This is a genomic window from Acinetobacter sp. NRRL B-65365, assembly GCF_001605865.1.
Taxonomy (GTDB): Bacteria; Pseudomonadota; Gammaproteobacteria; order Pseudomonadales; family Moraxellaceae; genus Acinetobacter; species Acinetobacter vivianii.
The window spans coordinates 17,927-42,088 of the sequence record NZ_LRPD01000004.1 but is presented as its reverse complement, the minus strand read 5'-3'; the positions used below and the strand labels follow the sequence as shown (position 1 = coordinate 42,088).

28 protein-coding genes are annotated in these 24,162 nt (G+C 43.8%); 16 read left to right on the top strand and 12 right to left on the bottom strand.

The features are described from left to right. Positions 1-48 precede the first annotated feature (48 nt). A complete protein-coding gene (locus tag AWW72_RS02510) occupies positions 49-969 on the bottom strand; it encodes a Dyp-type peroxidase (RefSeq protein WP_062846334.1) in 921 nt (306 codons plus the stop codon). 157 nt (positions 970-1,126) lie between these two features. Here AWW72_RS02510 and AWW72_RS02505 point away from each other — a divergent pair, with 157 nt between their 5' ends. Then, positions 1,127-1,750: a LysE family transporter gene (locus tag AWW72_RS02505; protein WP_047433118.1), complete on the top strand. Its 624-nt coding sequence runs from the start codon at positions 1,127-1,129 to the stop codon at positions 1,748-1,750. Between the two features lie 7 nt (positions 1,751-1,757). On the opposite strand, the gene znuB is transcribed toward AWW72_RS02505, so the two are convergent. The 3 genes from znuB to AWW72_RS02490 are packed head-to-tail and all read right to left on the bottom strand — an operon-like array spanning position 1,758 to position 3,829. Then, positions 1,758-2,567 carry a zinc ABC transporter permease subunit ZnuB gene (gene znuB / locus AWW72_RS02500; protein WP_004773244.1) on the bottom strand — a complete coding sequence of 270 codons (810 nt, stop codon included), beginning with the start codon at positions 2,565-2,567 and terminating at the stop codon, positions 1,758-1,760. Positions 2,568-2,570: 3 nt separating this feature from the next. Beyond that, positions 2,571-3,359 (bottom strand): zinc ABC transporter ATP-binding protein ZnuC, encoded by a 789-nt coding sequence (znuC, locus tag AWW72_RS02495; protein ID WP_004773242.1) that lies wholly within the window; start codon positions 3,357-3,359, stop codon positions 2,571-2,573. Next, on the bottom strand, positions 3,332-3,829 hold the full coding sequence (locus tag AWW72_RS02490) for a transcriptional repressor (RefSeq protein WP_004773240.1): 498 nt from the start codon (positions 3,827-3,829) through the stop codon (positions 3,332-3,334). The genes znuC and AWW72_RS02490 overlap by 28 nt, the downstream gene beginning before the upstream one ends. A 220-nt stretch (positions 3,830-4,049) precedes the next feature. On the opposite strand from AWW72_RS02490, the gene AWW72_RS02485 reads away from it, so the two are divergent. The 11 genes from AWW72_RS02485 to AWW72_RS02435 all read left to right on the top strand — a co-directional run bounded on the left by AWW72_RS02485 (position 4,050) and on the right by AWW72_RS02435 (position 12,844). Next, a complete protein-coding gene (locus tag AWW72_RS02485) occupies positions 4,050-4,889 on the top strand; it encodes a metal ABC transporter substrate-binding protein (RefSeq protein ID WP_062846333.1) in 840 nt (279 codons plus the stop codon). A 170-nt stretch (positions 4,890-5,059) separates the two neighbouring features. Then, on the top strand, positions 5,060-5,458 hold the full coding sequence (locus AWW72_RS02480; protein ID WP_004773236.1) for an ATP synthase subunit I: 399 nt from the start codon (positions 5,060-5,062) through the stop codon (positions 5,456-5,458). A gap of 99 nt (positions 5,459-5,557) precedes the next feature. Continuing rightward, a complete protein-coding gene (gene atpB, locus AWW72_RS02475) occupies positions 5,558-6,433 on the top strand; it encodes a F0F1 ATP synthase subunit A (protein WP_004773235.1) in 876 nt (291 codons plus the stop codon). Positions 6,434-6,515: 82 nt separating this feature from the next. Then, positions 6,516-6,761 carry a F0F1 ATP synthase subunit C gene (gene atpE, locus AWW72_RS02470; RefSeq protein WP_000424060.1) on the top strand — a complete coding sequence of 82 codons (246 nt, stop codon included), beginning with the start codon at positions 6,516-6,518 and terminating at the stop codon, positions 6,759-6,761. Between the two features lie 39 nt (positions 6,762-6,800). Continuing rightward, the gene (locus AWW72_RS02465) at positions 6,801-7,271 is read left to right on the top strand and encodes a F0F1 ATP synthase subunit B (RefSeq protein ID WP_004773233.1); all 471 of its coding nucleotides are present in this window, start codon (positions 6,801-6,803) and stop codon (positions 7,269-7,271) included. 11 nt (positions 7,272-7,282) lie between these two features. Then, complete coding sequence (locus AWW72_RS02460) at positions 7,283-7,819, top strand: F0F1 ATP synthase subunit delta (protein WP_004773231.1); 537 nt, start codon at positions 7,283-7,285, stop codon at positions 7,817-7,819. A 42-nt stretch (positions 7,820-7,861) separates the two neighbouring features. Then, positions 7,862-9,406: a F0F1 ATP synthase subunit alpha gene (atpA, locus tag AWW72_RS02455; protein WP_004773229.1), complete on the top strand. Its 1,545-nt coding sequence runs from the start codon at positions 7,862-7,864 to the stop codon at positions 9,404-9,406. Positions 9,407-9,483: 77 nt separating this feature from the next. Continuing rightward, positions 9,484-10,353, top strand: a complete 870-nt coding sequence (atpG, locus tag AWW72_RS02450; protein WP_004773227.1) for a F0F1 ATP synthase subunit gamma — start codon at positions 9,484-9,486, stop codon at positions 10,351-10,353. A gap of 30 nt (positions 10,354-10,383) precedes the next feature. After that, positions 10,384-11,778 carry a F0F1 ATP synthase subunit beta gene (gene atpD, locus AWW72_RS02445; RefSeq protein WP_004656517.1) on the top strand — a complete coding sequence of 465 codons (1,395 nt, stop codon included), beginning with the start codon at positions 10,384-10,386 and terminating at the stop codon, positions 11,776-11,778. 28 nt (positions 11,779-11,806) lie between these two features. Further along, entirely contained in the window at positions 11,807-12,226 is a 420-nt protein-coding gene (locus tag AWW72_RS02440; protein ID WP_005228378.1) for a F0F1 ATP synthase subunit epsilon, read from the top strand. A gap of 132 nt (positions 12,227-12,358) precedes the next feature. After that, positions 12,359-12,844 (top strand): DUF2846 domain-containing protein, encoded by a 486-nt coding sequence (locus AWW72_RS02435; protein WP_047433122.1) that lies wholly within the window; start codon positions 12,359-12,361, stop codon positions 12,842-12,844. 62 nt (positions 12,845-12,906) lie between these two features. Here AWW72_RS02435 and AWW72_RS02430 read toward each other — a convergent pair whose 3' ends face one another. The 5 genes from AWW72_RS02430 to AWW72_RS02410 all read right to left on the bottom strand — a co-directional run bounded on the left by AWW72_RS02430 (position 12,907) and on the right by AWW72_RS02410 (position 17,880). Then, positions 12,907-13,503, bottom strand: coding sequence for a PM1805 family lipoprotein (locus tag AWW72_RS02430; protein WP_062846332.1), 597 nt, complete (start codon positions 13,501-13,503; stop codon positions 12,907-12,909). Positions 13,504-13,676: 173 nt separating this feature from the next. After that, positions 13,677-14,222, bottom strand: coding sequence for a glutathione peroxidase (locus tag AWW72_RS02425; RefSeq protein WP_005255677.1), 546 nt, complete (start codon positions 14,220-14,222; stop codon positions 13,677-13,679). Positions 14,223-14,339: 117 nt separating this feature from the next. Continuing rightward, complete coding sequence (locus tag AWW72_RS02420) at positions 14,340-15,113, bottom strand: AraC family transcriptional regulator (RefSeq protein WP_004773223.1); 774 nt, start codon at positions 15,111-15,113, stop codon at positions 14,340-14,342. 16 nt (positions 15,114-15,129) lie between these two features. After that, positions 15,130-16,344, bottom strand: a complete 1,215-nt coding sequence (locus tag AWW72_RS02415; RefSeq protein WP_062846331.1) for an MFS transporter — start codon at positions 16,342-16,344, stop codon at positions 15,130-15,132. Positions 16,345-16,659: 315 nt separating this feature from the next. Next, complete coding sequence (locus tag AWW72_RS02410) at positions 16,660-17,880, bottom strand: MFS transporter (protein WP_062846330.1); 1,221 nt, start codon at positions 17,878-17,880, stop codon at positions 16,660-16,662. A 136-nt stretch (positions 17,881-18,016) separates the two neighbouring features. Here AWW72_RS02410 and AWW72_RS02405 point away from each other — a divergent pair, with 136 nt between their 5' ends. Both AWW72_RS02405 and AWW72_RS02400 read left to right on the top strand, forming a co-directional pair. After that, complete coding sequence (locus tag AWW72_RS02405; protein WP_171254662.1) at positions 18,017-18,670, top strand: TetR/AcrR family transcriptional regulator; 654 nt, start codon at positions 18,017-18,019, stop codon at positions 18,668-18,670. Between the two features lie 103 nt (positions 18,671-18,773). Beyond that, positions 18,774-19,694 (top strand): DMT family transporter, encoded by a 921-nt coding sequence (locus AWW72_RS02400; protein ID WP_005255670.1) that lies wholly within the window; start codon positions 18,774-18,776, stop codon positions 19,692-19,694. A 397-nt stretch (positions 19,695-20,091) separates the two neighbouring features. Here AWW72_RS02400 and tsaC read toward each other — a convergent pair whose 3' ends face one another. Genes tsaC through AWW72_RS02385 form a run of 3 tightly spaced genes read right to left on the bottom strand, consistent with a single transcriptional unit; the run spans position 20,092 to position 22,990 of the window. Beyond that, the gene (gene tsaC, locus AWW72_RS02395) at positions 20,092-20,661 is read right to left on the bottom strand and encodes an L-threonylcarbamoyladenylate synthase type 1 TsaC (RefSeq protein ID WP_062846328.1); all 570 of its coding nucleotides are present in this window, start codon (positions 20,659-20,661) and stop codon (positions 20,092-20,094) included. Positions 20,662-20,699: 38 nt separating this feature from the next. Next, positions 20,700-21,830 carry a DNA-processing protein DprA gene (gene dprA, locus AWW72_RS02390; protein WP_062846327.1) on the bottom strand — a complete coding sequence of 377 codons (1,131 nt, stop codon included), beginning with the start codon at positions 21,828-21,830 and terminating at the stop codon, positions 20,700-20,702. Between the two features lie 8 nt (positions 21,831-21,838). Further along, positions 21,839-22,990, bottom strand: coding sequence for a LysM peptidoglycan-binding domain-containing protein (locus AWW72_RS02385; protein WP_062846326.1), 1,152 nt, complete (start codon positions 22,988-22,990; stop codon positions 21,839-21,841). Positions 22,991-23,113: 123 nt separating this feature from the next. On the opposite strand from AWW72_RS02385, the gene def reads away from it, so the two are divergent. After that, a complete protein-coding gene (gene def, locus AWW72_RS02380; RefSeq protein WP_004773212.1) occupies positions 23,114-23,644 on the top strand; it encodes a peptide deformylase in 531 nt (176 codons plus the stop codon). Between the two features lie 24 nt (positions 23,645-23,668). Then, positions 23,669-24,100, top strand: coding sequence for a DUF2946 family protein (locus tag AWW72_RS02375; RefSeq protein ID WP_004773211.1), 432 nt, complete (start codon positions 23,669-23,671; stop codon positions 24,098-24,100). Positions 24,101-24,162: the final 62 nt, after the last annotated feature.

Below are 24,162 nucleotides of genomic sequence, written 5' to 3'. Positions count from 1 at the left end.
TGCAGAGTGGATGCTATGTCATTGAATAACATAGCATCTTTCGATTTTTTAATCTTCTAAAACCTGTTCCAGCAATTCATCGCTTGGCGCAAAATAATAAGCGCCGTCGATTGCAGTGGTAAAATGCAATAAGCGGTCATGGATGCCATCTCCAGCTGTTCCAAACATGCGCTTAAGCATTTCATCAATGATGCTTAAATTGTTGGTATAAGCCACAAAGAAAAGTCCTTGTTCGCCTTTACCATCTCCATAAGGTAGGCTGTGGCGCAAGATTTCCATTTCTTCGCCTTCATCATCTTCAACGACTGTACGCGCGACATGTGAGTTTTCTGGTTTTACATCATCATCGAGTTCAATCGATTCAAGTTTGGTACGACCAAATACATGTTCTTGCGCATCCACTTTGAGCTGGCGCCATTTGACTAGGTCATGCGTATAGCGCTGAGCAAAGATAAAACTGCCATCTGCAAAAGCACCTGTTTCTTCAGGAAGTAAGGCTGCCTCAGCACGATCATCAGGGAATTGTGGGTTCTCTGTTCCATCAATAAAGCCTGTCATGTCGCGACCGTCGAAGAAACGGAAGCAGGCACGCTCATCCAGTACTTCAACTTTATCCTGAATGCCAGTAAAGAAGGCCTGACTCATGGCAAAGCAGATATCTGCACGCGCACTGGCAATATGGATAAAGACATCAGCTGGCACCACTGGCATGTTAAATGCGCCACTTTGAGGGTCAAGTTGCTTAAACCCTTCAGGTGTTTGTGCATAAAGTTTTGCCCAAAGTTCAGGACCGAAGGCGATTGCTGTTTTGATCTGGTCATTGGGATGTTGAGTGATTAAACGATCGCGCGTTGAAAGTAGAGCTTCAATCTGTTGTTTTAATTCGGCAATGCTTAGGTCTTTTAAACGTAACACAATAAAGCGTGCATGATCAGAAGGTAATGGAAGAATGACAGATTGCGCAGTCATTAAAATCTCCTTAGTGTTTAAGGGATAAAAAAAGAATTATTGTGCCTGATGTTAGGAGAGCTGAGTAGCTTATTTATGCAATTTTGTTGCCTAAAAAAGCATCGTAACTTGCCAATAAAACAGTATAATTCACCTTTTCGTTTTTGATGCTGTGGTTATGTCTTTGCAGGTTTGGTTTGCTTTTATGTTGGCGTGTTGGGTGATTAGCATCTCGCCGGGCGCAGGCGCAATTGCATCTATGTCGAGTGGTCTCAATTATGGTTTTCGGCATGGCTACTGGAATGTGATTGGCTTACAGATCGCATTGATGATTCAATTCTTGATCGTGGCCGCAGGGGTAGGGGTACTGTTTGCGACAACACCGTGGGCTTTTCAGGCGGTGAAATGGTTTGGTGTCGCTTATCTGATCTATCTGGCCTATAAGCAGTGGACAGCACCCATTCAAACGATTGAGATTCAGCAGGAACAATATCAATCGGCTTTCGCCTTAATCTTGAAAGGCTTTGTGGTGAATATGAGTAATCCGAAAGCAATTGTCTTTTTGCTCGCTGTTTTGCCTCAGTTCCTAGATCTGAACCGACCACAGTGGCTGCAATACCTGATTATGGCGATCACGATGGTGAGCATCGATCTGATTGTGATGGCGGGATATACAGGACTGGCATCGAAAGTACTCAGGCTGTTGCGCTCACCCTCACAGCAAAAGTATTTAAATCGTGGTTTTGCTGTGATGTTTAGTGGCGCGGCACTGTTATTAAGTGCGATTCAACAGTCAAGCTAATGGCTGATTAGGCAGATTGAGCTTGGCTTTTTAATTTTTGTACCAGGAAAATAGTGGCAAAGCAGAGTGCCATACATAAAACAATGCTTAAGCCCGTCGAAATATTGAGCGCCGCACTCGACCAGAGACCGACCGTCACACCGAATTGAGCCAGTACAAAGGCCCAGATCACCATTTGTTTTGGAGAATGGGCCAGTAGGCGAGCGCTCAGCGCTGGAATCACCAGCAAAGCACCCATCAATAATGAACCCACCGCACGTAATGCCAGTACCGTAAATAATGCCAGTAGCAACATAAAGATTAAACGTTGCCAGTTGGCGCTGACGCCTTCACTCATGGCAATATCTGGATCAATGGCAATTTGAATCTGCGCTGACCATGAACGATAGAGTACGATCAATGCTGCCGCAATGACGACCGCAAACATAGGTAAATCAGTCCATTCAATGCTGAGCAGATCACCAAACAAATAGCTAAGCAACTCTGGACGCAAGCTTGGTACCTGTTGAATCAACAGTAGGCCAGAACAGAGCAGGGTGGCAGAGCTTAAAGCCAGCAATGCATCATTCGGCAAGCGCGAGTCGTGTAATACCCAGAGAATCGCCACCAATAATAATGCCAGACAGGCGACACCTAACCAGAACGGTAAATTGAGAATTCCAGCAATTGCGACGCCGAGCAGGGTGCCATGTGCCATGGTATCGGCAAAGAAAGACATTCTGCGCCAAAGCATTAGGCAACCGAGTGGTGCGGTCAGGAAAACCAGCAGTGAACCCATGATCCAAGCAGGTAAGAGGAGTTGTAACCATTCCATCATGGCTTAGACCTTCGGCTCAGGGTGAATATGTGGGCGTGGATCATGTGTGCAAGGCTCGGCATGATCGCTGTGACCGCAGTGGTTGTGATGATGCTGATAGAACATCCGTTGCGTACCAAAAATGGCCTGATACTCGGGGTGTTGCTGAATACTTTCAGGTAAACCGCTACAGCAAATGTGTTTGTTCAGACAGACGACACGATGAGTTCCTTGCATGACCCATTGCAAATCATGCGAGACCATCAAGACGGCACAGCCATAACGTTCTGGCAGGCTACGTACATATTCGTATAGTTCTGCTTCGGACTGGATGTCCAGACCTTGCATGGGTTCATCCAGCACCAGAATATCTGGTTGACGTAATAAGGCTCTCGCAAGTAAAACCCGTTGCCGTTCGCCACCAGATAGTTGCTGTACTTTAGATGACTGTAACTTCTGGATGCCCGTATCGCGAATGATTTCTGCACGAAGCGATGCTTCGCAAACTTCCAGATCCAGTAAGTCCTGTACACGCAAGGGTAGACTAGCAGAAGGATTAAACTTCTGTGGTACGTAAGCCAGCTTTAATTTTTTTGAGAAATGTATTTTGCCTTTAGTCGGTGACATGATCCCGAGCAGGACTTTAATTAAAGTTGATTTACCTGCACCATTGGGACCGATCAGCGTCACAATCTCTTTTGCTTGTAGCGAAAAATCGACATTTCTCAAAATATCCCGTTCATCAAGTCGAACCGAGATACCCTCCAGTTGAATAAGTGGAGTGCTTATTGAAGTGTGCTGCACTGATGACATTTTCCAGAAATTTCAATAATGCTATGTTGAGCAGAAAACTGGTCTGAGGCAGCAAGTTGATCAAGTTGTTGGATCAGTCCCTGAGCGGAGGCTTCTTTTACAGAATGACATTCAGTGCAAATCAAAAATGCAGCCTGATGTCCTTCGCGTGGGTGGCAACATGGAATATAGGCATTAATAGATGTTAAGCGGTGAATCAGACCTTTTTCTAACAAGAAATCTAAAGTGCGGTACACCGTGGGTGGCGCAGCAGGTCGATCTGCCTGACCTTTTATTTTAGCCAGCAAGTCATAAGCACCCATTGGTGCAGAGGCATTCAAAATGAGTTCAAGGACTTCTTTACGTAAAGGTGTTAGGCGTGCGCCAGTCGCAGTACATAAAATTTCTGCTTCAGCAAGTCGCGCTTTAATATCGTGATGACCGTGAACACCATGTAAAGCATTGTCATGTTCATGTGAACAAGAACTCATAGATTGACCTCATTGTTTTTGTAGAGTCTATTGATTCTTCACTGGCACAGAATGGCTCGCTGATGTCTCAATAGCCCTGCTATCATAACATGCAATTTATGATAACTATCTATATAAGTGAAGCGCACGACGGATAGTGCGGCAAATCTGAAAATAGACATAGGTATTTTGCAACTTTTGTTATATTATAACATGCTTCGCCAAATTGAGTAATATTGTGATGTCCCGCCTAATTGTTCTCGTCTTGTTTTCAATGTTAAGCACATGGGGCTGGACACAAAGCTTGGTGGTTTCAACACATCCAATTTACCTGATTGCGAAAGAAGTCACGGAAGGGGTGGAAGAACCTGTTCTTTTGTTGAAAGACCAAAGTGGTCATGATGTACAACTAACACCTGCACACCGTAAAGCGATTCAGGATGCCTCTCTCGTTATCTGGTTGGGCAAATCGCATGAAGCGCCCCTCGAAAAGATGTTGAGTCAGAACCGTAAAGCGATTGCGCTATTAGATTCAGGTATTTTAACCGTCTTGCCACAGCGTAACCTGCGTGGTGCATCTTTGGCGAACACAGTGGATAGCCATGTCTGGTTAGAACCGAATAATGCCGTACGTATTGCGTTCTTTATCGCAACTTTACGTTCACAACAACATCCAGAAAATAAAGCCAAATATCTTGCCAATGCCAAAGCATTCTCACAACAAATGTTGCAGGCATCGCAACAATATGAAAGCTCAAGCAAGGCGAAAAACTATTGGTCTTATCACGATGCCTATCAATATCTGGAAAGAGCATTAAATCTAAAATTTGCGGGCGCTTTGACTGATGATCCACATATTGCACCGACAGCAGCGCAAATTAAGTACTTAAGAGACAATCGTCCGCAGAATAAAATGTGCTTATTGGCCGAAACGACAGCAAGTTCGAGTCAGTACCAAAAAATGAACCCAGTAGTTTTCCAACCCGTCGATGAAAGCATGCGTGGTGAAGACGATTTTGTAACAGCGTGGAAAAAATTGGCTTCAAAAACCGATAAATGCGTAATAAGTGCACAAAATTGATGAAAAAAATAAAAATCAATTGACTCTAGCGTCAAAAAATATGGTAACGAAAAAACCAGACTTAAGTCGAGAAAAGATTGCATGTTCAGGGGTGTAACTCTATAATGCCTGCGATTCGAAACGATCATGATTAAAACTTGTCAAGCAGTTCTGCTGTAAGTGGGTAAAAAATGAGCCAAACTAGTCGCATGATTGACCGACGATTAGCAAAAGCTTTGGTCTTCTTACAAGCATGTATGATTCCCGTTGCCGCTTTACTGGCATGGGCAATGAAAGACACAACTGCTGCTTTGAGTGCTGCGCTTGGGGCTTTGGTATGTTGGTTGGCACATTGTTATTTTGCTTGGCAGTCGTTTAGAACGGCAGGCGCAAGAGCATCAAAACAAGTCATGCTGAATATGTACCGAGGGATGCTCGGTAAGTTTGCGATTGTGATCGTGGGTTTTATATTAATTTTGAGCAATGTTAAACCGCTGTCACCGGTTGCATTGTTTTGTGGATTTATTCTCGTACAAGCGATGTCGTGGGTCGCGCCATTTTGGGTGGCACGTCTACAAAAACGAGTTTAAGACACATTTTAAGATTTTTGGAAGTAGAAGCGGAATCATTGCCATCCGCACGATTCGTTTCTCTTCTTTTTAATGATTGACATTGACCAGGTGTGATTTATGGCTGCTGAAGAACATGCCCTGACTTCGACCGAGTATATCAAGCATCACTTGACCAATATGACCTATGGCAAAATGCCTGACGGTACATGGAAATTGGCTGAGACTGCTGAAGAAGCTCAATCGATGGGGTTCACTGCAATTCACTTGGATTCAATGGGTTGGTCTATCGGACTTGGTGTGATTTTCTGTTTGATGTTCTGGATCGTTGCGAAAGCTGCTAACGCAGGTGTTCCAACGAAATTCCAGTCAGCAATCGAAATGATTATCGAGTTTGTTGACTCAAGTGTTCGTGATACTTTCCACGGCAAATCACGCTTAATTGCGCCATTGGCATTAACCATTTTCGTGTGGATTTTCCTCATGAACTTAATGGACTTAATCCCTGTTGACTGGGTTCCGTATCTAGCTCAACAAATTGGTGCAAGTGTGTTTGGTATGGACCCTCACCACGTGTATTTCAAGATTGTTCCATCTACTGACCCTAACATTACTTTAGGTATGTCTTTGTCAGTATTTGCCTTGATCTTGTTCTACAGTATTCGTGAGAAAGGGATCGGCGGTTTCGTCGGTGAATTGGCACTTAACCCATTCAACCCAAGTAACAAATTTGCAAAAGCGTTATTGATTCCAGTGAACTTAGTTTTGGAATTAGTAACTTTCCTTGCTCGTCCAGTTTCGTTGGCTCTACGACTGTTCGGTAACATGTATGCGGGTGAGTTGATCTTCATCTTGATCGCATTATTGCCGTTCTGGATCCAGTGGGCTTTATCTGTGCCTTGGGCTATCTTCCACATTCTCGTAATCACGCTGCAAGCATTTATCTTTATGATGCTGACCATCGTTTACTTGAGCATGGCAAGCGAAAAGCATTAATGGTATTGCCTAACTGTCACCTGATGGTTGGGCTTAAATTTTAGTTTAATTTGGTAATAACCTAACCTCTGAGGAATTTTTCATGGAACTCACTTTAGGTCTAGTTGCAATTGCATCTGCTATCTTGATCGCTTTCGGTGCTTTAGGTACTGCGATTGGTTTCGGTCTTTTAGGTGGTCGCTTCTTAGAAGCTGTTGCTCGTCAACCAGAATTGGCTCCACAACTTCAAACTCGTATGTTCTTAATTGCGGGTCTTCTTGATGCTGTGCCTATGATCGGTGTTGGTATTGGCTTGTTCTTCATCTTCGCTAATCCATTTGTAGGTTAATAGCTTAATTCCTAAATCCACATATTGAGGAATAGCGAAATGAATATCAACCTCACATTGATTGGCCAAGCGATTGCATTTGCGTTTTTTGTCGCATTCTGCATGAAGTTTGTTTGGCCACCACTAATCAATGCGATTAGTGAGCGTCAGCGTAAAATCGCTGATGGCTTAAATGCTGCTGAAAAAGCAAAAGCTGACCTTGCTGATGCGCAAGCACAAGTTAAGGCAGAATTAGACGCAGCAAAAGCACAAGCGGCTCAATTGATCGAACAAGCGAACCGTCGTGCAGCACAATTGGTCGAAGAAGCGCGTACCCAGGCATCTGCTGAAGGTGAGCGTATTCGTCAACAGGCGAAAGAAACTGTTGATCAAGACATCAATTCTGCTCGCGAAGAATTACGTCAACAAGTTGCTGCTTTGGCAGTTGCTGGCGCAGAAAAAATTCTGAACCAACAAGTTGACGCAGAAGCTCATAATGCCATGCTGAATCAGCTGGCTGCTAAACTTTAAGCGAGGCGAATATGGCTGAACTCTTGACGTTAGCACGCCCGTACGCCAAAGCAGCATTTGCTTATGCATCTGAGCAGAATGCAACTGACGCTTGGTCAAATGCGTTACAACTGCTCGGTGCTGCGGTGCAAGACGAAGCATTTTCCGCTTATTTAAATCGCCCTGAGCTGACTCCTGCGGAACAAGTAGGTCTTTTTGCAAAGGTTTTAGGTGAAGATCAATCACAATCAGTGTCTAACTTTTTGACATTGCTTGCGGATAACGATCGTTTGGTTTTATTGCCTGAAATCGCTGCAGAATACGAATTACTTAAATCGCAGAACAACAACACGTTGGAAGTAGAGATTGAATCTGCTTTTCCAATGGATGCGACACAAGAGCACATTTTGGCTCATGCGCTTGAAAAACGTTTTAACAGAACCGTTCAGGTTACTGTCAACGTTAATCCAGCGTTAATCGCAGGTGTTGTGATTCGTGCAGGCGACCAAGTGATAGATGACTCTGCGCTTAACAAGCTTGAAAAAATGCGGACTCGTCTTCTTGCCTAACAGCAAAAAGACTGAACTTAAAAAAGATTGAGGAATAGCGCAATGCAACAACTGAATCCATCCGAGATCAGTGCGCTCATTAAACAGCGTATCGGCGATCTGGACACCAGCGCGACCGCTAAGAATGAAGGTACCATCGTCATGGTATCTGACGGTATCGTGCGTATTCACGGTCTTGCGGATGCAATGTACGGTGAAATGATCGAATTCGACGGCGGCTTATTTGGTATGGCACTGAACCTAGAACAGGATTCAGTGGGTGCCGTTGTTTTAGGTAACTACCTAAGCCTTCAAGAAGGTCAAAAAGCTCGTTGTACAGGTCGTGTATTAGAAGTTCCGGTTGGTCCTGAACTTCTTGGCCGTGTCGTAGACGCTTTGGGTAACCCGATTGATGGTAAAGGCCCTATTGATGCAAAACTTACTGATGCTGTTGAAAAAGTAGCACCAGGTGTAATTTGGCGTCAGTCTGTCGACGAACCTGTTCAAACTGGTTATAAATCAGTTGATACTATGATCCCTGTGGGTCGTGGTCAGCGTGAGTTGATTATTGGTGACCGTCAAACTGGTAAAACAGCAATGGCGATCGATGCGATCATCGCTCAGAAAAATTCTGGCATTAAATGTGTATACGTTGCGATTGGTCAAAAACAATCAACAATTGCAAACGTTGTACGCAAGCTAGAAGAAACTGGCGCTATGGCGTATACAACTGTTGTCGCAGCTGCGGCCGCTGATCCTGCAGCAATGCAGTATTTAGCTCCGTACTCTGGCTGTACAATGGGTGAATACTTCCGTGATCGTGGTGAAGACGCGTTAATCATTTATGATGATTTGTCTAAGCAAGCTGTTGCTTACCGTCAAATTTCATTACTTTTACGTCGTCCACCAGGTCGTGAAGCGTATCCAGGTGACGTATTCTATCTTCACTCGCGTCTTCTTGAACGTGCTTCGCGCGTTTCAGCTGATTATGTTGAGAAATTCACGAACGGTGCAGTAACTGGTCAAACTGGTTCTTTAACTGCATTACCGATCATTGAAACTCAAGCTGGTGACGTATCTGCATTCGTACCAACGAACGTAATTTCGATTACTGACGGTCAGATCTTCTTAGAAACATCATTATTCAACGCAGGTATTCGTCCTGCTGTGAACGCGGGTATCTCTGTATCTCGTGTTGGTGGTTCTGCGCAAACTAAGATCATCAAAAAATTGTCTGGTGGTATCCGTACCGCTCTAGCGCAATACCGTGAATTGGCTGCGTTTGCTCAGTTTGCTTCTGACCTTGACGAAGCAACGCGTAAGCAACTTGAGCATGGTCAACGTGTAACTGAGTTAATGAAGCAAAAACAATATGCTCCTTACTCAATCGCTGACCAGGCTGTATCTGTTTATGCATCTAACGAAGGCTATATGGCTGACGTAGAAGTGAAGAAAATCGTAGACTTTGATGCTGCGTTAATCTCTTACTTCCGTTCTGAATATGCTGCGTTAATGCAACAGATCGATGAAACTGGTGATTACAACAAAGACATCGAAGCAGCAATCAAATCAGGTATTGAGAGCTTCAAAGCGACTCAAACTTACTAAGTTTATCTTTAGTTAAGTTTGGTTCACGGATCAACCTTCGGAAGCTCGAAAGAGCTTTCGAATACTAGGTTAAGCGTATGGCAAATTTAAAAGAAATTCGCGCCAAAGTAGCTAGTATCAAGAGCACGCAAAAGATTACTCGCGCGATGCAAATGGTAGCTGCTTCGAAAATGCGTCGTGCGCAAGAGCGCATGGCTCAGGGCCGTCCGTATGCCGATAATATGCGCCGTGTAATTGCTCACTTGGTACAAGCAAACCCTGAATACAAACATCGTTATATGGTTGAACGCCCAGTTAAGCGCGTTGGCTATATCGTTGTATCTTCAGATCGTGGCTTGGCGGGTGGCTTGAACATTAACTTGTTCAAGAAAGTTGTGCAGCATGTCAAAGCACAACAACAGCAGTCAATTGAAGTTGAATTTGCTTTGATTGGTCAAAAAGCGGTTTCGTTTTTTAAGAATTACGGCGGTAAAGTGCTTGGTGCAACGACCCAACTTGGCGATGCGCCGAGTTTGGAACAGTTAACAGGCTCAGTACAAGTAATGCTTGATGCATTTGATAAAGGCGAACTAGATCGTATCTATCTCGTTTCAAATGGCTTCATCAATGCAATGACTCAGCAGCCTAAAGTAGAACAACTTGTTCCTTTAGCACCGGCAGAAGAAGGCGATGACCTCAACCGTACTTATGGTTGGGACTATATCTACGAACCAGAAGCAGAAGAATTGTTAAATGGTTTGTTGGTTCGCTATATCGAGTCTATGGTTTATCAAGGTGTGATTGAAAACGTTGCATGTGAGCAGTCAGCTCGTATGGTCGCGATGAAAGCAGCGACAGACAACGCAGGACAACTGATTAAAGACCTACAACTCATTTACAACAAGCTGCGTCAAGCCGCGATTACTCAGGAAATTTCCGAGATCGTTGGCGGTGCCGCTGCCGTTTAACATTATTAAGTTTGAATTGAGGAGACAGCAATGAGTAGCGGTCGTATCATTCAGATCATCGGCGCGGTTATCGACGTCGAGTTTGAGCGCAATAGCGTTCCTAAGATCTATGACGCTCTCCAAGTTGACGGTACTGAAACTACTTTAGAAGTTCAGCAACAGCTTGGCGATGGTGTTGTTCGTACCATCGCAATGGGTTCTACAGAAGGTCTTAAACGTGGCCTTAATGTAACTAGCACAAATGCACCGATTTCTGTTCCAGTAGGTCCAGCGACACTTGGTCGTATCATGGACGTATTGGGTCGCCCTATCGATGAAGCAGGTCCTGTAGCGACTGAAGAGCGTTTGCCGATTCACCGTCAAGCGCCTTCTTATGCTGAACAAGCAGCTTCGACTGACCTTTTAGAAACTGGTATTAAAGTCATCGACTTACTTTGCCCGTTCGCGAAAGGTGGTAAAGTTGGTCTGTTCGGTGGTGCTGGTGTTGGTAAAACCGTGAACATGATGGAGTTGATCAACAACATCGCGAAAGCTCACTCAGGTTTATCTGTGTTTGCTGGTGTTGGTGAGCGTACTCGTGAAGGTAACGACTTCTATCACGAAATGAAAGATTCTAACGTTCTTGATAAAGTAGCAATGGTCTACGGTCAGATGAACGAGCCACCAGGTAACCGTTTACGCGTAGCGTTAACTGGTTTGACTATGGCTGAATACTTCCGTGATCAAAAAGACGAAAATGGTAAAGGTCGTGACGTATTATTATTCGTCGACAACATCTACCGTTATACACTTGCGGGTACTGAAGTATCAGCATTGTTAGGTCGTATGCCATCTGCAGTAGGTTACCAACCGACACTTGCAGAAGAAATGGGTGTTCTTCAAGAGCGTATTACGTCTACTAAATCTGGTTCGATCACATCGATCCAAGCAGTATACGTACCTGCCGATGACTTAACAGATCCATCGCCTGCAACAACGTTTGCTCACTTGGATGCTACAGTTGTATTGAGCCGTGACATCGCATCTTCTGGTATTTACCCAGCGATCGATCCACTTGACTCAACTTCACGTCAGTTAGACCCATTAGTGGTTGGTGCTGAGCATTATGAAATTGCACGTTCTGTACAGAACGTATTGCAACGTTATAAAGAGCTTAAAGACATCATCGCAATCTTGGGTATGGACGAGTTAGCAGAAGAAGATAAATTGGTTGTTTACCGTGCGCGTAAAATCCAACGTTTCTTCTCTCAACCGTTCCACGTAGCTGAAGTCTTTACTGGTGCACCTGGTAAATTAGTACCACTTAAAGAAACGATTCGTGGCTTTAAAGGTCTATTAGCTGGTGAATACGATCACATCCCAGAACAAGCGTTCTATATGGTTGGTGGTATTGACGAAGTGATTGCTAAAGCCGAGAAACTTTAATTAGCAACTCTAATTTAAGGAGATTCTCATGGCGACTATGCAATGTGATGTTGTAAGTGTTAAAGAGTCGATTTACTCTGGACAAGTTACGATGTTAATCGCAAAAGGTGCGGGCGGTGAGCTTGGTATTTTACCAGGACATGCGCCACTCGTAACTTTGCTCCAACCGGGCCCGATTCGTGTTCAGTTGGAAAATGGTACAGAAGAAATCGTTTATGTATCAGGCGGTGTGTTAGAAGTTCAACCTCACGTTGTGACCGTGCTTGCAGATACTGCAATTCGCGCTGACAACTTGGATGAAGCTGCAATTATGGAAGCTCGTAAACAAGCTGAACAATTGTTAGCTAACCAAAAGAGTGATTTGGATTCTGCTGCTGCACTTGCTTCGCTTGCAGAAACTGCAGCTCAGCTTGAAACGATTCGTAAAATCAAAAACCGCGCACTTTAATTATTGCAGGTTCGAGATTGAAAAAAGCCACCGTCAGGTGGCTTTTTTTATTTTGATGTCTTGAATAATTATAAATTTTCTATAAATTACCAAGCATATTTAGAATTATTAAACCAAAGAGTAAAAATCATCATGAAAATGATAAAAAGTCTTCCATTATTCATCGCTATGGCTTTTGTGGGGTGTGCATCGGTACCACCAGCGAATAATCAACTGAACGAACAAGCCAAGAAACTTGCAGCTCCTTCTGAGGGTAATGCTGCAATTTATGTTTATCGTTCAAATAGTGTTGTGGGTGCGGCACTCAAGAAAGATGTATGGGTAGATGGGGAGTGTTTAGGTGAAACTGCTCGTGGCACATTTTTCTTAAAGGAAGTTTTAGGAAATCAAGAGCATACAATCTCGACTGAATCAGAATTTTCACCTAACCATTTGGTACTTAAAACAGAACCAGGTAAAAATTACTTTGTTCAACAATCGATCAAAATGGGTGCATTTGTTGGTGGTGCAAATGTGAAACAGGTTGATGATGAAACTGGGAAAAAAGCGGTGAGTGAATATAAACTTGCACAATCTGGTAAATGTAGTAAACCAACGATTACACTCGATAAAAAGTAAAAAATAAAGCCACCGTCAGGTGGCTTTATTTATGGGGAATCGAAAATTAAAATAAACGGACTTTAAGCGTTTGAATCATCTTTATTGCCGAGTACCAAGGTTGCCAGTTTCACCATATCCATTTGAATGGAGTTGAACTGTTTTTCAATCTTGGCAAAATCAATTTTTGAAAGATCAGTTTGTCCATGCAATAACGGCATATTTAACAGTTTTTGATTTGCGGTTAATAAGTTTTGGCGGATCTGATCCACTTCATTGCTTCTTAAATTTAACGATAATAAAGCATCATGCAAGCCATGTAGCTCTTGGTTTAAATCGCCTGTTGTATGCTGTAATTTCTGGACATTTTTATCTTGAATCGCTTGTTCAAGATTGCTTTGTGATTGCTTGAGTAGCATTACATAGTCATCAGTTTCAATTTGCAACTTGGCAATATCGCGGGCGATATTCAGCATATTGCCTTTGCTCAGATTTTGAGTGTCCTGAGCAATGCTTGCTTCACGTTCTGTATCTTCAGAGGTTGTTATTGATTGTTCAATCTCAGTGTTTTGCTCAGCTTGCTCATTGTCATGAGGAACCTGATCGCAACCTGCCAGCGTTAAGAGACTAACCAAGGTGGTTACTGAGAGAATGGCTTTGATAGAGAAATGTTCCATCATGGCTGAACTGCACCAGATTATGAGAAGAGCGTCACTATAATGAGAAAATGTGGAGAAAAAAGTGATTTTTGCAATTCAGCAACAGTTTGATGTAGGAAAATGGTAGAAGGAACTGTCTAGTAGCTTAAAAGAAAAGAATAGATAAGCTATTCTTTTCTCTACATTTCTCATGCTTATTTTGCTAACTCGGCTTCAATCGCGCTGACAATGCGCTCATCATCTGCTGTAATATCAGGTGCAAAACGGGCAACCACTTCACCGTTCTTATTGATGAGGAATTTTTCAAAATTCCATAATACTTCAGGTGGGTTGTTTGGTGTTAAGCCGTAATCAACCAGATCTTTCCACCACGGGCCTTCACCTGTACGCTCAGGAATTGCCTGAGTCAATGTCTCATATAAAGCATGTTTATCATCCCCCGCAACCGAGATCTTGGCGAATAGCGGGAAATGTACGTCATAATTCAGTGAACAGAATTGTTGAATTTCATCGTTGCTGCCCGGTTCCTGTTCCAGAAAATTGTTAGCAGGGAAGCCGAGGATTTCCAGACCTTGATCTTTTTTGGCTTGATACAGTTTTTCTAAGCCTTCGTATTGTGGGGTTAAGCCACATTTAGAGGCAACGTTTACGATCAAAAGCACTTTGCCTTGATATTGATCAAGATCGACATCCTGACCTTTGATGTCCTTAACAGGGATATGATAAACCGACTGGCTCATGGGATACGTCCTAATTTGTTGTTGTGACAAGACCTGTTTGTTTTAACTGCTATTGAGGCTGAGTGCAATCCTCTTGTTTGCAATACATACAAATAATAAGTAAAACCAAGGATTTGTTTAGCTTGCCGCATTTTTAAGCTGGATCGGCGTTTGTCCAGTATAGCGTTTAAAGAATTCAATAAAGCTGGAGCTATGATGATAACCGAGCGTAAATGCCAGTTGCTTTATGGTCATGCCTTGCCGAATCTGATTGATGGCAAAAATGATTTTGGCCCGATTACGCCATTCAGATAGAGACAATTGCAGCTCTTGCTGGCTGAGACGCAACACATGACGCTCACTGACCGCAAAGTTTTGTAAGACTTTCTGTAGGCTGAGATGAAATAAATCTGGGTCTGCAAGCTGTTCCAGAATTGGAGAAAGAACGGGATGCGTGCTTTGCGGGAGATAATGCGAATAAGCGGGTGCCTGTTTCAGCTGATCATATAAAACTTGAAACAGGTGTTCGAGATACTCAGGTGCTGCCGCCTGTTTTTGCTGTTCCAGAATATGAATGACCAGCGCGCGGAAAAAAGGTTCAATACTAAAACAACGGCAAACTTCGCCCAAAAATGCGCCGAGCCGTGGATGTAATCGAATACAGATATAGTGGATTTCATGCTCAACAGGAAGTGATTGATGCTCAGTGCGAGGCGGCAGCCACAGTCCATAGCTGGGAGGCGAGAGGTAATATTGCCCTTCAATATCAAACTCTAAAGTTCCGTTCAAACTGAAATTAAAATCCCCCCAGAGCGAAGAATGCGGGCTGACAATATCATCCTTTTGATATAGAAATTCATGAACTTCTATATCGCGTAGCAAGGGAAATTGTTCAGCAAGATTATGCTTCATTCAGGGAGGCTCACTTTTAGTTTTCGCACGTCATTTTAGGATTATTCAAGCCTTTGGCTAAAGTGAAGATACTAATCAATGCCAAAGCCACAAAGCTGATGACGCCATAAATCAGGATGTTTTCATTGAAATGATCAACCACATAACCGCCAAGTAATGAACCAGTTGCAATCATGACCTGAAACATGCCGACGAACAAAGGCATGCCTTTTTCTACCGCATGCGGTGCATGGACAAACATCCAGATATTGGCCGAGGTTGGAAATGCACCGAAGGCAAAACCCCAGAGTGCGGTTAATACAATCGCGCCAAACTCATGAATCGCAAAGATCGGGAAACCAAAGAACACAATCGCAAAACAGATCCCGACAAAGGCGAGGGTATAGCGTACATTCAGATTACCACTATAGCCTGCAAATGCATTGCCGAAAATACCTGCAATCCCATAGAGCAATAACAGGGAACTGATGGTGGTGCCATTGAATCCTGCAATATTTTTAAAGAATGGTGCCAGATAGCTATATGCACAGAAATGGGCGAGACCGATGAGTAGAACGATTAACATACCGCTACGTGCTTTGGGGGTACGTAATAACGCCGGTAAATCGCGAATATGAATGGCTGAATCAGGTTTCAGTTCAGGCAAGAAAATCAGTTGTACCACCAAGACAATCAAGCCAATGCCAGCGGTAATACCAAATGCACTGCGCCATCCGTAAAACTCGCTAAGCCAGGTTCCGATCGGAACACCGAGTACCGTGGCAAAGGTCACACCTGCCATGACGATGGCGGTTGCTTTGGCGATGGGTAAATGAGGCGGTGCCAGTTTGCCACTCAAGGCAATTGCAGTTGCCCAGAAACCACCAATCGAAATGCCTAATACCAAACGGCTCAATAACAGAACATTAAAGCTTTCTGCAAAGGCGGTAATGGTATTGGCAATCACCATAATTGCGGTCAGCAAGATCAATACATAGCGTCGATCAAGCTGTTTCACGGAAACGGGCAAGAGTGGCGCTGCAATTGCAGCCATCATCCCTGGCAGGGTAATGATCAAGCCTGCTGTGCCCACTGAGATATTCAGGTCGGCTGCGACACTGTTGAGCACGCCGACAGGTAAAAATTCACTGGTGACCAGTGCAAAGGCTGCGATGGCAACCGCTAAAATGGCATACCAACTTCCTTGTGTGGTTTGCGTGGGTCGTACGTCTGAAGATGTAGATTGTTGCATGGGATTTTCCTGAGGTGTCAGCACAAGGACAAAAGCTAAAGTTTTATTTTATAACGATCACTATGAAATAAAATAAAGAATAAAAAGAGAGACGTCAATTGATTTTATAATGGTCATTATAAAAATATATGTGGCATTTATAAGAATTATGCATGAGCTGTCATCATGGGTACGCAGGCGATTGTTCAAGAAAAATACAGTCGCCCTGAATCATGGGAGTGGGCGAACTGTATAAGAGGAAAAGCAAATTTCTGGATTTTTCTCTCAAATCAAACAGAAGTCGTTTAATCTCCTGTTTGATCTGTAGGCTAAAGACTAATTTTTATAAGTGACTTTAGGATTATTTAAGCCGCGTGCCAGTGTAAAGATCAGGATAAGAGAGCAAAGCACCAGCGGAAGCATCGCGAAGAATAAGATTGAACCATCAAAATGGTCAACGATAATGCCACCGAACATGCTGCCCAGCGCAATCAGGATTAAAAAGGTCAATGTCACCATTGGCATACCTTTTTCAACCGCTTCAGGTGCATGCGTAAACATCCAGATATTCACAGCAGTTGGAATAATCCCGTAGGCGAAGCCCCATAAAGCCGTCAATACAATAGCAAGCATGACATTTGCCCCGACTAGTGGAAGAGCTAAAAATGCAAGCAAGAAAGCAACACCACTCACTGCAAAGGTATAACGGATATTGATCTGGCCGAGGTAGCCTGCAAAAACATTACCAAAAATCCCTGCAACTCCATAGACCAGCAGTAAACGGCTGATCAGGCCATCCGAAAAATCGACCTGATGTTTAAAGAAGGCAGAAAAGTAACTATAAGCTGCAAAGTGGGCGAAGCCCATAAACAGAAAAATGATCAGACCTTTGCGGGCGGCAGGATGTTGTACCAAGATTGGCAGCTCTTTCCAGCGCAAAGATGAAGAGGGCTTTAATTGAGGCAGATACAGGTACTGGAAGATCAAAAGCAAGACACCCATGAGCGAAATCGCCGTGAAAGAGGTTTGCCAGCCATTATATTGAGCAAGCCATGTGCCCATTGGGACACCTAACACGCTGGCTAAGGTCACCCCGAAAGCCACCCATGCAGTCGCTTTGGCAATGGGTAAATGAGGGGGTGCCAGTCGTCCGCTTAATGCAACAGCAGTTGCCCAGAATCCTCCGACTGCAACGCCTAAAATGATTCGTCCGAACAATAAAATCATGAAATTAGGCGCAAATGCAGTGAGCAAATTGGCAATGATCATCAACAGGGTGAGCATTAATAAGAGCGAACGCCGATCCATCGTTTTGGCTGAGATCGGAATCAGGACCGCAGCAAACATGCCCACGATTGCAGTTAAAGAAACGGTGAGACCTGCTGTTCCGACTGAGATTTGAAAGTCACGTGCGATGTCATTGAGTACACCAATGGCAAGGAATTCGCCAGTGACTAAGGCAAAAGCACTAAAGGTGACAGACAGCAAGGCAAACCAGTTACCTTGAGATGGATTAGATTCAAGTGCAGTTAGCTCAGCGGGCGTGGAGTTTTCCATAATAATTCCCTTTATTGTTATAGAGATAACAATAAAATTGAAAAAACATTCGTTTTTATAACGATCGATATAAAATAAAATAGTTGATTAAAGTGCGTGCGTCAATTAATTTAATAGTGATCGTTATGAAATATTTGTGACAGTTATGACAAATGCACATGAGCCAACAGTAGCACCCTGTGATGACAGCTTAAAAAAGAAGCGTGGTCGTCCGAAGTGTTTTGACGAGCAGCAGGCGCTTGAAAAAGCCATGTTGCTGTTCTGGGCGAATGGCTATGAAGCGACGTCGATCAGTGATTTGACTCAGGCTTTGGAACTGACTGCACCGAGTCTATACAGTAGTTTTGGTGATAAAGCCGGACTGTTTTATAAATGCATCGATTATTATCTGGCACATGAAGCATGTCCAATTGTCCCTATTTTCTTAGAAGCCAAAACTGCCAAAGTTGCATTTGAGCTGTATCTATATGACAACGTCAAACGTTTGGCGCAGCCCAATAAACCAGCAGGCTGTATGCTGGTGGTGGCAACCATGAACTGCTCGGATAATGCGCAGGCGGTGCAACATAATATTCTGGAAAAACGTTTGCAAACCAAGCAGAAACTGTTTGAACGCTTAGAGCAGGGTGTAGCGAACGGTGATCTGGCAGCAACCGCACCTTTGCAGGAAATGACAGACTTCTATGCCACCGTGGTACAAGGTTTAACTATTCAGGCTCGAGATGGCGCAACGGTTGAGCAACTGCATAAAGTTGTAGAACATGCCATGCGCGCTTGGGAGCTGTTCTAGGCAGGGATGTCGTAAGCGCGATATAAATGTCTGAAATACGATATTTCAATTATTTTGGACATCTTCCACAATACATCCATTGCTGAGATATTGTGAGAAAATGATGGGTCAGTTAACGAAATACCAAAAATGGGCATTTGTATTGCCTTTGATTGCCGTGTTGATTTGGTCACTCAATATTGCGGTAACTCGCTATGTGGCAGACTATATTTCCCCAGTCAGTATCAGCTTTTATCGCTGGTTTGTTGCCTTCCTGATCTTGACTCCTTTTATGTTGCCAAAAGTCTGGAAGCAACGTGCTCTAATTCGTCCGTTCATTCCTAAACTGGCGGTACTCAGTGCATTTGGGATGGTGTTGTATCAAGGGCTGTCTTATACCGCAGCGCACTATACCACCGCGACGAATATGGGAATCGTGAATGCCTTTGTGCCTATTTTTACCATTTTCATCTCTTATATTATTTTAAAAGATGCACCGAATCGCTATGCCATTTTCGGGAGTTTGTTGTCTTTTGCTGGCTTGATTTATGTGATGAGCCAGGGGCGTATTTCTAGCCTGTTTGAACAGGGCGGTCATTGGGGCGATGCGGTCATGGTATTGGCCGTGGGATTCTATGCCTTCTATGGTGTGTTCCTGAAAAAATGGCAAGTTCAGTTGCCATTGATGACCAGTTTATATGTGCAGATTGCATTTGCCCTGATTTATCACTTGCCATTCTTATTGTGGTTGGGGCTGGATGGGATCAATGCTGAAAATGCGGCCAGTGTGCTTTATGCAGGGATGTTCCCGTCATTGATTGCACCATTGTTATGGATGGTCGCCGTGCAAGCGATTGGGCCAAACCGTACCAGTATTTTCATGAACTTGATGCCAGTATTCACCGCGATTATTGCCAGTCTGTGGTTATCGGAACACTGGACTATTTACCATACCATTGGTGGTGTTATGATTCTGGTGGGGATCATCATGGCACAAAAGAAAACCCTTAAAGCACCAGTCAAATTGGCAGAGTCTGCCTCATAAAGATGAAAGTCATAGGTGCGTTTGTTTAAAAAATAGACAAACGCACCAATTTATTTTTTGAATGATTCTCCTTTCTATCTGATTTGCAACTATATTTTTAAAGATAGTGAGGGTTTAGGCTCAAAAAAAGCTGAATAAAAATAAAAATATAATTTTATTAAAAAGGTTGAAGTGACAAAAAAGGTACGCTTTTCACATTTTTTGTTAGATAAATAATATATTTGTATAAATGAAATGATTGGCTCATAATACCAGCCACAGCAAAATGATTCATTTTAGAATGAATAAGTTGCTTACCGAATTGATGAACCCTCTGGATGTGATTATACACATCCTTTTTATGCTCAGTTATCCCTATATAACTGAGCTTTTTTTTGTCCGCTATTCACCTAAATCATCAAGCCCGAACAATTTCACCCGTTAGTGCATTGAGGATACGACTCGGTTCCCGACTCAATCCTAGATCGCCTTCTAGATAATGTAATGCGTCAGCAAAATACGCTTGAGCATCTGCCAAACTATGAGCTGGTGTCTGGCCTGCGGGATTGGCGCTGGTCGAGACAATGAATCCATTAAAATACTGGCACAGTTGCACGCATAAAGGATGGGTGGTGACACGCACCGCCACCAGAGGATGCTGACCTTTGATCCATGTTGGAATATGTTGATCAGCAGGTAATAGCCATGTTGTGGCTCGTTCAGTTGGCTGGCGATTTGACCAGCTGTGAATCACTTGCTGACGAATGTCGTTACTTAAACCTTGCAGTAAATGTGCTACCTGATCTAAATGACCTGCTAATAAAATGACGCCTTTTTCAACGGGACGATGTTTGAGTTCCAGAATCTCCTGAAAAGCCTGTTCATTGTAGGGATCACAGCCCAAACCCCAGACCGCCTCGGTTGGGTAAGCCAGAACCTGTCCTTGTTTTAAAAGTTGTGCTGCTTCAGAAATAGAAGAGGTGATCATGCGAGGTCAATACAATAGCAGAGGGAGAGGTGACTAGTTTAATGCATTGGGCGGCAACGTAAATAGCGTCCTGCCTGTTGCATGCTTAAACCGAGTAATTCCAGTTCCATTAATTGGGCTGTTAATTCAGCAATAGGCGCAGAATAGCGTTGCGCCAGTTGATCCAGATCTTGTCCAACCCAGTCTAAAACCTGATAGAGCTCAATTAAATGGGCGGGTAGCGTTGGCGGTGCAGAGGCAATATCTGTTGCTGGTTGTTGTTGGGCTTGCCATTGTGTGGGTAAAGCCAGATCTTCAATCACCTGTTCGGGATGATCCACCAGAATCGCACCTTCGCGGATCAACTGATGACAGCCCTGATGATGTTCACTATAAATATGTCCAGGAATGGCAAACACCATTTTTCCCTGACTGGCAGCTTCATTAGCAGTAATTAATGAGCCGCTTTTAAGTGCAGCTTCGACCACCACTACCCCTAGACTCAAGCCACTGACAATACGATTCCGTCGTGGAAAATGTTGTTGTAAAGGCATGGTCGTGGGTAGAAATTCAGTCACCACTGCGCCTGACTGGGTAATTTGTTGTGCCAGTTGTTTATGCTGGGCAGGGTAGACGGTGTCTAGTCCTGTACCTGTCACTGCGATAGTGCGCTGATGAACTAGACCACCTTGATGGGCTGCTTGATCAATGCCATGAGCCAAACCGCTACTAATATAGAAACCTTTTTCACTTAAATAGTAAGCAAAATCATAGGCAACTTGTCGCCCGTGAGGGCTCGGTTTTCGACTGCCGACCATGGCAATTTGAGGTTGTAACAGCGCTTGCGCCTGACCTTGCCCAAATAGAATAGGTGGACGATCTGTATAAGGCAGCAGTTGCGTTGGATAGCCAATATCTTCGGGCGTTAAAATAAAGTCACTATGGTGGCAAATCAGTTGAACCAGTTGTTCAAACTGTTGCTGGCCTTGTGCTGTCTGGAATTCCGCTAAACGTTTTAAATGATTGGTATGCAGGCCAAGTTGAGACCATTCTGCAAAACGATGACTTTGTGTGGCCTGTTCACAGCTACCGAAACGCTGTTGGATCTTTTGGAAGCTGGAAAGCGAATGTTGAACCAAGTACCACACCAGCACAGTATGGTAGTGATGAGGCGATAATTGATTCAACATCTTAGGCCTTAATCGTCAAGACGTGGTGGTTTGATGTCTGAGCCAAGCTTAATTGGTAACTCGCTTTCGAGTACATAGGCATAGCTGATACGGTCAAAACTCTTGAAGATCATGACACTACCCAAATATTGTCCAGGTAGTTTCACTTGTTCTTTGGTTTTTGGGTCACGAACAGTTTCACCATCTTGATAGATACTAAATACCTGACCGACCTCAACACCATCAACCGTTCCACGATCCACGGTTACGACACCATTTTTTGCGGCTGTACCGATAGAACCCATCACACGGATAATTTTACCGCCATCTTTGACCTGATTGGCGTCGGTTGGATAGAACAGAGTTGGAAGCATGGCATCTTGTTCAGCCATAACACGGTCGCCACGACGCACTTCACCATTATAGCTATCGGTCAGTTCAACCGTAGTAATGTCATTTTCACTACGAATCGCCACACCTGAGGCAACTTGAGTCAGTTCAACGCCAAGATTTTGTTTTTTACCATTCTGATCCAGTACTACATAAGGTTCACCTTCACGGAATACGCCGTAGCGCTGGCCATTTTCAAGGCCTTGGCCACGCACATAAACACTCTGGCCTTTACCTGCCATAACACGGTTATCGGCAGTGCCTAGAATATAAGGTGTATTGGCAATCGCGTCTGCTGGCAACACAGAAGTGCGCTCTAACCATTGCTGAATATGTGTCAATGGAATAACAGGCACGCTATTGTTCAGTGCTTCAACACGAACTTGTGGGCGCAGGGTAGACGTATTGCCTGTATAGCGGCGAATAATACCGTCACAGCCATCACCTTCATCTTTACCAATCAACGGCTTACCGTTCAGACTACAGAGTAATAGGCGATCCCCTGGATAAATCCAGTGTGGATTTTTGACATGCTTGTTGCTTGCCCAGATTTCAGGCCAGCGCCATGGCTTCTTTAAAAATTTACCCGAGATATCCCAGAGTGTATCGCCTTTTTTCACCACATAGACATGCGGAGCACCTACTTTCACCGCAGGTGGGCTAACATTCGGGCTGGCTGCATGCGCAAAATTGACACTCATCCCCACTCCTGCACAAATTGCAGCTGCAATCAGTTGTTTTTTTAACCCCAAGGCATGAAATGATGGTATGCCGTTTAAAACCTTTTTCATTATCATAATTCCTAAAAATTATGTGTGTAGTTGCGCTATAATAACGACTTTACACACAATTTTTTTGATCAAGCATTCCCTTCAGTTGGTTTTTTGATCAATGGCATAAGTGAGGACGACAGTATGGCCTTATTACCTATTTTAAGTTTTCCTGATCCCCGCCTTCGTACCATTGCCAAGCCAGTCGAAGAAGTCACTGATGAAATTCGTCAGCTTGCAGCAGATATGTTTGAAACCATGTATGAAGCACCAGGTATCGGTTTGGCGGCAACTCAGGTTGATCATCATATTCAGCTTATTGTTATGGACATCTCGGAAGAGAAAAACCAACCGATGGTGTTCATTAACCCCAAAGTCATTCCACTGACCGAAGATACTCAGCCTTATGAAGAAGGCTGTCTCTCTGTGCCTCAAATATACGACAAAGTTGAGCGTCCGTCACGCGTAAAAATCGAGGCAATTAACCTTGAAGGTCAAGCATTTGAGTTAGAAGCTGACGAACTTCTCGCTGTTTGTATCCAACATGAAATGGATCACTTAAATGGCAAACTTTTTGTCGATTATTTATCGCCTTTAAAACGTCAGCGTGCACGTGAAAAAGTGGAAAAAGTGGTGCGCCAACGCGATAAAGAGAAAGTTGCAGTTAAACGTTAAACTGTAACGACGATGAATTAACAGATGTTGTCCTTGTTTCGTTGTGGGTTGTTGCTGGCTTTAACCGCGGTCTGTTTACAGATTGCGGTTTTCTTGCAGCCGCTCCTTCCGAAGCAATATCAGATTGCGCCTGTGTGTGAAACCATCACCCAAGCGCTTCTGTTACCTAAACTACAAAGTACCCAGAGCCATTCGGCACAACATCCTCATGAACATCAGCTTGAGCATGCTCAGGTTTCGATGCCGCATCATGACCATCATGATCCTAATCACCAATGTCAGTACTGTACGGTTTATGCCAATCTGGTCCTGCCGCCTGAATTTGGTGTGAAAGAAGTGCTGGTTCGGATTCAAATCCGTTTAGTTGCTTATCAGCAAGCGTTTAAGCATGTTTATTTTGCACTACAACGGTTATTTCTGTTGCCCCAAGGGCGAGCCCCGCCACTCTTTGCATAAATTAAAACGTCATTTTCATTAGGGTTTTCAAAACTCTAGCCTAGTTTTACTTATGTTTTAAG